Raw genomic sequence first — 5,178 nt, forward strand, 5'->3', positions numbered from 1 at the left:
ACCCGCTTATGGGGTCAAGATGGGAACCTGCCACGGTGACGGTACTGCCCGACGACACGATGAGTGGATTGACCTGTGTAATGACGGGCGGAACACCCGAATCGTCTACGACAAACGCCTCTACACTTGTTGCTGTCTGGCCACCCGTCGTTACGCTGATCAGCCCTGTCGTGGCGCCACTCGGCACGGTAGTGACAAGCTGAGTAGCGGATGCAGAAAGCACCGTCGCAACGGTGCCATTGAAGTTCACTGTGTCATTGGCCGCATTGCTGTCGAAACCTTGCCCTTGAATCGTGACCTGTGTTCCCGTCACGCCATGCGTTGGCATGAAAGTGAAAACAGCTAATTGACCAGCCGCTATCGGTGCACTGACTTGGGACGTATGACCCAACGAGTTGTAGCCGTATTGGACGCTGCTGCCGTTGGCCGCAGTTACCGCGACGACACGTCCATCGGCGTCATAAACGTAACCGGAAGTCTGCGCGCGTACGACATTCGATGCCAGTAGCAAGAGGCAAAGCACCCCCAGAGCGCATGCGTGAAACCATCGATCAATCCCGCGTCGAAGATGATTGCTGTCGCCCGATCCGCTCTGCGCACGATCCCCGCCCCCGACCCACCTTCCGTTCCCCAGCGATTCCATTGCACAGTCCTTTCTGCCGCTCCTTGGGAAACGGCTAGCCTGATCTCAAACGCGTGAATCCCTTGACTTCGACGCCGCTCTCCGGGTGAAAGGGGCGTGAAATTGCTCTCGAATCGCACCAGAATCGTCGTGAAGAGCCCGTGAAGATTTTCACGGTAGGCAGACGACATCGTGTTGTGGTCTGATCACGCAGCGTCGCAATGGGCCTTCTTGTCGACGCGACGCGCATCCGCAATCCATCGCACCACGAGGGGACCATGAATCGCTTAGGACATCTGACGCTTTCCGTCACGCTGGGAGCGCTGCTCGCTGCCTGCAACCACTCGGCCCCCACGGCTAACACATCGAACGCCTCAACGGCATCCTCCGTGCCGGCCAAACCCACCGCCACCGCTGACGAAAACACCTGGGGCAACTACCTTGCCGAACAAGGCAAGTTGCATGGCAAGGACGTGGAAATGAAACCGTACATCTATGTCATTCCGGCAGGCGATAGCGTGGCCGGGAATGATCGCCGCCAGAATGAAACCGATTCGATCGTACACAGCATTGGGCCGATCCTGATGCCTGGCGGCATGCTGATTCTGGGTGGGCCGGATGCGAAGCAGACCACCTCGTTCATCACGAATCTTTCCAAGCAGCTGAAAGCGGATGTCATGAAGGGGATCGTGGTGATGGTCGTGAGCGATGCTTCCGAACAGGCTGTCGATACCGCTGCTCTGAAGGCCAGTGGCGCGACGGTGCGTTTTGTCACCATGTAAGCCTGCCGGCTTGCAAGGACTGCCCGGTGTCGATACGGCCAAATTCGCGTTTCCTGCGCCTGATAGGGATGATCGCTCTATCAGGTTGCACAGTATGGGCCACGCTTGCGCTCCATGACAAAGCCGATAGCCATGCCGGGTCGCACGCACTCGCCGGCCAGCGCATTGCACTTGGCAAACAGCTTTTCTACGACCCACATTTGAGTGCCGATGGTACGATCCGCTGCGCATCTTGCCATATCCCTGAAAAGGCTTATACGGACGGACGGCGCGTTGCAATCGGGATAGGGGGACAAGCTGGCACGCGCAATACGCCCAGCCTGCTGACAATCAATGCTGCGCAAGAAACATCGTTTTTCTGGGATGGCCGGCGGAATGCGCTGAATCAAGCAGTACTCGACCCGCTCACAAATCCCGTCGAGATGGGCTTGCGCGATCAGGCGGAGTTATTGCAGCGCGTGCAAGAAAATCCTGCCTATGCACAGGCTTTTGCCCAGGCTTTTCCTGGCACGAATGGTCCGATCACGTCGAAGCTGATTGCAGCCGCACTTGTGGATTATGTTCGATCGTTGCATCCGGCTGAGAATGCCTATGATCGTTATGTCTTGCATGATGACAAGAGCGCACTGAGTCCACGTGCCTTACTTGGTCTCGCCATCTTCTCCGGCAAAGGGCATTGTTCGGAATGCCATCGGTTGGAAGGTAGTCCTGCTACATTTACGGATCATGCCTATCACCGCACCGGTGTTGGCTTGAACGCCATTGCGCCGAATCTGCCCAGCCTGACCGAGGGCGTCATTCAGCGCTCCCTGCAAGGCGCGGCTGTCGGCAATCGCGTCGCCACGCACGCGGATGAATCGCAACTCGGTCGCTTCAATGTGACGCAGGACCCGGCAGATATCGGGCTTTTTCGAACGCCTTCACTGCGGGGTGTTTCGCACACCGCGCCGTATATGCATGACGGGAGCGTACCCACGCTCGAAGACGCGATCGACCGGGAAGTCTATTACCGCAGTCTGCAAGCCGGGCGCCCGCTGCAGCTTTCGGTGGAAGAGCGGCAGGATCTGAAAGCATTTCTGGAAGCCTTGTAGCCGCTGCGGCTCGCCAAAAATTGCATTCACACCGCGTCAATTGCGGTAGGATTTCCACCACCTCAAGGACCTCACACACACCTATGACCAGCCCTGCCCTGGAGTCGTTGTTGTTGCCCCTGGATGGTGAATCGCCCACGGGGGCAAATCTTGAGTACGACCCTGATTTCATGGCCCTGGAACGCCTGGCTGCGCCCAAGGCGGAGCGGGGTATCGGCGATGAGGTGATCGCGGCGGAAGAGCCGGACTGGGACAAGGTGTCCAGCCAGGCGGAGGAACTGCTGGGGCGGTCCAAGGACTTGCGCGTGGCGGTGCATCTGGCCACGGCCTGGATGCGCACGTCCGGCCTGCCGGGCTGGAGCGCCGGCCTGCAGTTGATCCGCAGCCTGCTGGAGCAATTTTGGGACGGGGTGCATCCGCAATTGGATGCGGAAGACGATAACGACCCTACCGCACGCGTGAACGCCGTGGCGGCGATTGCCGACCTGCAGGGCATGCTGCGTTTTTTCCGCAGCACGCCGTTCGTACAGTCGCCGCGGATGGGGCGGTTTACGCTGCGCGATTTGCGCATTGCCAACGGTACGTTGAAGCTCGGCGACAACGAAGACGAAAACGCCGAGCGTCCCGGCCTGACGCAGATCGAAGCCTGCTGCATGGATTGCCCGGAGGAACAGCTGGCCGGCAACGTGGCGGCGATCACCGCTGCGCTCGATCACGTCAAGGCGATCGATGCCATTTTCAACGAACACGTAGGCACCGCCGGGCCGGAGCTGAAACCGCTGCTCAGCGATATTTTCGAAGTGAAGAAGTTTCTGGAGCCGCAGTTGGCGAAGCGTTTGCCGCAGGTGGCGGAAGCCATCGGCGACGCCGCGGGTGAAACGGGCGCTGCGGCGCCGGGTGCCGCGCAACCGGCACAAAGCGGTCGTATCGAAGGGCCGCAGGATGTGATTCGCAAGCTGGATGAAATCTGCGATTACTACGCGCGATGCGAGCCTTCCAGCCCGATTCCATTGCTGTTGCGCCGCGCGCAGCGGCTGGTCGGCTTGAGTTTCGTGGACCTGATGAAGAATCTGGCACCCGGCGGCATGAGCGAGCTGCAGGTGATTTCCGGCGAGAGCGAGTAATGAGTAGGCTGGGATGTCATCCCAGCCTACGACATGCCACCCTACGGCATGCTGCGAATGCCTCAGTACACGCCCTTGCACACATTCGCCGCCGAACGCACGAATACCGTCCGCGTCGATGGGCTCCAACTCAGCGTGAACCCTGCAGGCAATCCCAGGGTGATATCCGCCGCGGCAGTCTGTTCCACCGGTCCCACCGACGCGCTGTTGCCGTCACCGAACATCAGCTTGGCGCTGATCGCGTAGCGCGCCGCTTCGCACGCCGCAGCTTCCACTTGGCGCGACGAGGTAGCGCCGTAAGCGGTGATGTCCGGCAGGGTTCCGGAGCTGGGCACGCGTTGGCCGTTGCTGCAAGTGGTGGTCAGGTCGTAGCTGACGGAAACGCGCATGGGTGATGTCACTTGCAGCGCCGTAACGGCTTCCGGCTGTGCTGTGCAACCCCGCAAAAATACCTTGTGCTTGGGTATGACGTGCAGCACCAAGGGGCCGGATGTGCTCCCTGCCCCTTCCGGAAATTTCAGTTCGATGCGCGTGGGCAATACACCGGTAATGACCGGCTGCGTGTCAAGCAGCTTGCCTTTGTCGTCGGTGGCGGTGAGCTGCGGATCGGCGCATTGTGGATCGGAGAGATTGGTACCGACCAACGCCAGCGCTACCGGCGCATGGCCGGGATGCAGCGCGAATACCGGGCGATGATCGATCGTCTCGACACTGCCGATCACCGGTGTCGCCTTCGACGAACTGGATGTCTTGGCGAGCGTGTCGACAGTGTCGGCCAAGGCGTCCGTCAGCGCTTTGGCATCGCTGCCCGGGCAGCTCGGCGCCTCATCGAGATACGCGCGCGTGCGCTGCACGGCGGCATCGCCGCGCAGCACGGCGGCGCGCCGGCTATTGTCCATGATGTCGGCCGGCTGGCTGGCTTTGTCGCCCAGCGTTTTGCGCAGCGCGTCGGCCATGTCGCCCAAACGCGTGCTCACCGCGGCGAGCCGATCGTCGTGCGCGGTGGCCGCACGCGCCGCCAGATCCTGCTTGGCGGTGTCGAGGCGGGCGATCACCGCCTCGCCGGTCAAGCGCGGCGCGATCTGCGCCGAGGCATGCGTAGCGGCTACGGCCCATAACAGGCCGCAGCCCAGCGACAACAGCCCGCGTGCATTTTGCATCTAGTTTCCTCGCTTACTCATCCGGACAATCCGTACCGCCACCCGACTGGCAACTCTGTTGATCCGGCGGCAACAGAATGCCGGAAGGCACGATGCCGAACGAGCGGTAGTTGGCCGTGATCACGCTGGCGTCAATGTACGAATCCAGGTGATTGTTGACGTTCTGCGCACGGCTGGAAAACAGCGAGGTGGGAATGTTCACGCTGTCGCCGACGATCGGCAAAATCGCGCCACCCGCATCCACCGCATAGAAATACGCCGGCGGATTGCCGACCAGCGGCACGTATTGCGTGGTGGTGCCCGTCACGTAGATCGGATTGGCCTGGGTGCCGATGGCGCCGGTCGACGACCATGAGCCGGTGCTGTCGTACGTCCAGGTGTGGTCGGACTGATACAGGT

General features: G+C 60.9%; 6 protein-coding genes. 3 read left to right on the forward strand and 3 right to left on the reverse strand.

What is annotated here, in order from left to right:
- A partial coding sequence (locus VMA74_RS15725; RefSeq protein ID WP_325368626.1) for an IPT/TIG domain-containing protein occupies positions 1-511 on the reverse strand: 511 nt, incomplete at its 3' end.
- 389 nt (positions 512-900) lie between these two features.
- On the opposite strand from VMA74_RS15725, the gene VMA74_RS15730 reads away from it, so the two are divergent.
- From VMA74_RS15730 to tssA, 3 genes are all read left to right on the forward strand, one after another.
- Positions 901-1,404 (forward strand): hypothetical protein, encoded by a 504-nt coding sequence (locus tag VMA74_RS15730; protein WP_325368628.1) that lies wholly within the window; start codon positions 901-903, stop codon positions 1,402-1,404.
- Between the two features lie 26 nt (positions 1,405-1,430).
- Complete coding sequence (locus VMA74_RS15735; protein WP_325368630.1) at positions 1,431-2,495, forward strand: cytochrome-c peroxidase; 1,065 nt, start codon at positions 1,431-1,433, stop codon at positions 2,493-2,495.
- 83 nt (positions 2,496-2,578) lie between these two features.
- Positions 2,579-3,619, forward strand: a complete 1,041-nt coding sequence (gene tssA / locus VMA74_RS15740; RefSeq protein ID WP_325368632.1) for a type VI secretion system protein TssA — start codon at positions 2,579-2,581, stop codon at positions 3,617-3,619.
- A gap of 62 nt (positions 3,620-3,681) precedes the next feature.
- Here the strand turns inward: tssA and VMA74_RS15745 are convergent, their stop codons facing one another.
- Positions 3,682-4,779, reverse strand: coding sequence for a hypothetical protein (locus tag VMA74_RS15745; protein WP_325368634.1), 1,098 nt, complete (start codon positions 4,777-4,779; stop codon positions 3,682-3,684).
- Between the two features lie 13 nt (positions 4,780-4,792).
- The coding region (locus VMA74_RS15750) for a hypothetical protein (RefSeq protein ID WP_325368636.1) at positions 4,793-5,178 on the reverse strand (386 nt) is incomplete at its 5' end.

This window comes from Dyella sp., assembly GCF_035508675.1.
Taxonomy (GTDB): Bacteria; Pseudomonadota; Gammaproteobacteria; order Xanthomonadales; family Rhodanobacteraceae; genus Dyella_B.

Excerpts from the sequence above, each read along its gene's own strand:
- tssA (WP_325368632.1), top strand. The coding sequence starts at position 2,579 with ATGACCAGCCCTGCCCTGGAGTCGTTGTTGTTGCCCCTGGATGGTGAA.
- VMA74_RS15730 (WP_325368628.1), top strand. The coding sequence starts at position 901 with ATGAATCGCTTAGGACATCTGACGCTTTCCGTCACGCTGGGAGCGCTG.
- VMA74_RS15745 (WP_325368634.1), bottom strand. The coding sequence starts at position 4,779 with ATGCAAAATGCACGCGGGCTGTTGTCGCTGGGCTGCGGCCTGTTATGG.